The organism is Pseudovibrio sp. Ad46 (assembly GCF_001623065.1).
In the GTDB taxonomy this organism is placed as follows: Bacteria; Pseudomonadota; Alphaproteobacteria; order Rhizobiales; family Stappiaceae; genus Pseudovibrio.
In genome coordinates this window covers 1-3,212 of the sequence record NZ_LMCG01000008.1, presented here as the reverse complement: position 1 = coordinate 3,212, position 3,212 = coordinate 1, and the positions used below count along the sequence as shown (strand labels likewise).

2 protein-coding genes and 1 pseudogene are annotated in these 3,212 nt (G+C 46.8%); 2 read left to right on the top strand and 1 reads right to left on the bottom strand.

The genetic code is table 11. The features are described from left to right. The first annotated feature begins 373 nt into the window (after positions 1–373). A complete protein-coding gene (locus tag PsAD46_RS04165; protein WP_063292610.1) occupies positions 374–886 on the top strand; it encodes a DUF1269 domain-containing protein in 513 nt (170 codons plus the stop codon). 415 nt (positions 887–1,301) lie between these two features. On the opposite strand, the gene PsAD46_RS04160 is transcribed toward PsAD46_RS04165, so the two are convergent. Then, positions 1,302–2,078 carry an HAD family acid phosphatase gene (locus PsAD46_RS04160; protein ID WP_063292611.1) on the bottom strand — a complete coding sequence of 259 codons (777 nt, stop codon included), beginning with the start codon at positions 2,076–2,078 and terminating at the stop codon, positions 1,302–1,304. 819 nt (positions 2,079–2,897) lie between these two features. Here PsAD46_RS04160 and PsAD46_RS04155 point away from each other — a divergent pair. Beyond that, positions 2,898–3,212 (top strand): annotated as a pseudogene (locus tag PsAD46_RS04155) (IS110 family transposase); the annotation flags it as partial.

Sequence of the window (3,212 nt, the reverse complement as noted above, 5' to 3'; positions counted from 1 at the left end):
ACGCAGAACTATTCAAAACCGACGCTTGCGCTACCACGCACAAGCCGCTTAACATCAACACGCAATTGGGCCAGACACTCCACTAATCGAAAGCCAATTTTGTCCAACTATCTTTGACGACGGACACTCCGAGTTACGCAGAATAAACAGATGCACACTCTTCAATACAGTTCTGTTGGAAAAACACGCTTTTCCAAAGCTCCCAACATAATTCTAAAATATTCGGCAGTCTGTTAACCAGCTAACAGACACAGCACCTTCATCTGCTCCATAGCTTGCCAGCAAACAACACAGGCCTGTGCGATCGACCAAACCCAATGATCGATGTTCAAGCCTGTTTGCTTGTTTTAAAGACTAAAACAAGGTGATAGAAATGTCTGAATTGATCGTCATTGGCTACGATAATGAAGCAGAAGCAGAAAAAGCACGCAAAGAACTGTTAGAACTACAACACGAGTATATGGTGGAAATTGCAGATGCAGTTGTCGCCAAAGCAAATGAACATGGAAAAATAAAGCTAAACCAGATGGTCAACATGTGGACTGCCGGAGCCGCTGGAGGCGCATTTTGGGGATTGCTGATTGGTCTAATTTTCCTGAACCCTCTTCTAGGTGTCGTTGCCGGGGCGTCAGCCGGAGCACTTGGCGGGGCGCTCAGTGACTATGGTATCAACGACAAGTTCATGAAGGACGTCGCTTCTGTACTAAAACCAGGGCAGGCGGCTTTGTTTATGATGGTCCGCAAGGAAGTATCCGACAAAGTCATTGAAAAGCTTGGTCAACAGGGCGGTCATATCATCCGAACAAATCTTGATCGCTCCAAAGAAAGCTCCCTTCGTGAAGCCTTCGACTCAGCTCATTCTGAAGTTTCAAGTGTAAACGTATAGAATTCAAGAGATAGGGTCGGGTTACCAATGCCTTTGTGGTACTGTGTTGCCTGACCTTTATACGTTAAAGGGCTTGAGTAATCACTTAGTGCAGTCATCATCATGCTCTGAGAAAACAATCAGACACTGCGGGTATACAGCTTTAATATGCGCTTCTAATCCGGGAACAACGCATGTGATGTTTCAATCCTCCTTTTCGATAAAAGAAAATCCTGCACCGTAAACGAACTTCCCAGCTTGTCTTTCTGCGCAGGGCTGTACAAGTGGTGCCATGCTCACCTCATAGACCTTCGAATATTTTCGCAAACCAACAAAGACATGGGTCGCTGACACCACTTGTTCGCATTTTAGTTGGGCATTAAGACCAATCAAACACAGGAAAATCTAGCGATTTGAAAAAGATAAATGGATCTAGTCACCATTTTTCAATGATGGTCTCATCGCTCCATGTTGTCAAAGGAGCTTCGGACCATGTGCCGTACGCGGTGTTAGGGAAAACGATCCACTCTGTACCCCATTTAGCGGCACTCTCATCGACAAGAGATTTCTGGTGATCCAGAGGAGTTTTGCGGAAACCACCGTCGAAGTCATGCAATGTATCTCCCAGCATCAAAACAATCTGGTGATCCTTCCGGACAATCTCACGTCGCTCCACTTTGGGTGGTCCAAGCAGAAGAACAGTCTCGGGGCTGATCTGTGGTAAACCCAGCTCATTCAATGTGGCCAGTGTGTGATCTTTCTGTTTGTCCGAGCGGTCTGAAATATAGCGAATAGCAACCCCCAGTTCATCTGCGTAATTTAAGAACTCCTTTGCTCCAGGGATCAATGTCGGCTTACCATCGCGCTCCCATGGGAGCCAAGTGTCCCATACATCATATGTATGGCAGTTCTTCAGATCACGAGCCAACAGGGTACTATTATCAATCACAGTCTCATCCAGATCAGAAACAATAGCCAGTTTCGAAGGATCATCTGCCGCTTTGACTGCAGCTGCAAGTTTCTGCCTAGCAATGTTATAGGCTTGTCTCTGTAGTGCCCGAACTTCCGCTGATTGCTGCTGGAAACGCAAGCCCATGGTGAACTCCGCAACAGAACAGTCGTTTGAGGAAGCTTCTTGCGCGAAGCTCGCCTGCACCAGTGAACCCAGGATCAAGCAGGTCAGTACGGAAGTCGTGAGGAAGCGTTGTTTCATAAGACTATTCTCTTTCATTGAGCTTTTGCTTTCATGGCTTTGTGAAACTTCACAAAGCCATGATCATGAGGCATACAAAACTCACAATCGATCTTAAACCGTGTTCATAGTCTTATTGACATCGTCTATTGACAGATGGAAACTCCCTTGGCTGCCAAGCGATCAGCATGACACGCTGGAAACAGCGTATCCAGGAGTTCTGGTCACTGCTGCGCTTCATGAGTTCACAACAGCTCGGCAAAGTGGTGAGAGCGAGAAAGGCATTGCAATGAACTGTTAGCAAGAACGTTAGAATACACCGGCAAGAGGGAGAAGCTATTTTAAACCTCACATTAAGCGACACCCACTTCCAATAGAGAACGTTACACTAGCTCGTTAATGGCAGGTAACAAGTTTCTAAAAACTCTTGAGAATTGAAAACTGGCGACAGCCTTCAAAGAAGTCAATGCTTTTTCTCGTGTTAATCTGAAAGAGTATCAGCAGCAGCTAAGATGGGTGAAATTCGGCTTTCAAACGCTCTCATTAGCTTCCATAGAGTTCCCTATCGAAGCCTTATGGATAGATCGATTGAATTGAATAAGGGAGTGGTTTGCCCCAAAATCCTCCGACTGGAGTGAGAAAAGAGGCAGAACGGCACGCTACATGAATGGCTGTTTAGAGAATTGCAAACCCTTCATGAAGATAGCTGAAGACGCTTGTATGAAGGCTGCCTCAACTATTGATTGATCTGTGTGAAGGTCCGGTAATGGGATGGACCGCCTGCTCCCCTAAGGGGCAGGCTCTATAGTGATCCTGTTCTCATGAAACCGGAGCAGTCCCATGACCACAGAACTTCTTTCCGTCGGCATCGACATTGGCAAAGATACATTACACATCGTTGGGTTCAATGATGATGGTAGCTACGCTTTTCGGAAAAAGATCAGGCGTTTGTCCCTCGTGGCTACGTTCGAGAAGTTGCCGCGTTGTATTGTGGGCATGGAAGCGTGCATGAGTGCGCATTTTGTTAGCCGAACATTGCGCAAACTGGGGTTCGATCCCCGTATCATCGCCGCCAAATACACCAAGCCTTTCGTCAAAGGCCAGAAGAACGATTACAACGATGCTGAAGCTGTGGCCGAGGCCGTGCTGCGGCCC

What these genes read in the sequence shown, in the direction of transcription:
- PsAD46_RS04160 (WP_063292611.1), bottom strand. Translation starts at nt 2,078, where the DNA reads ATGAAACAACGCTTCCTCACGACTTCCGTACTGACCTGCTTGATCCTG.
- PsAD46_RS04165 (WP_063292610.1), top strand. Translation starts at nt 374, where the DNA reads ATGTCTGAATTGATCGTCATTGGCTACGATAATGAAGCAGAAGCAGAA.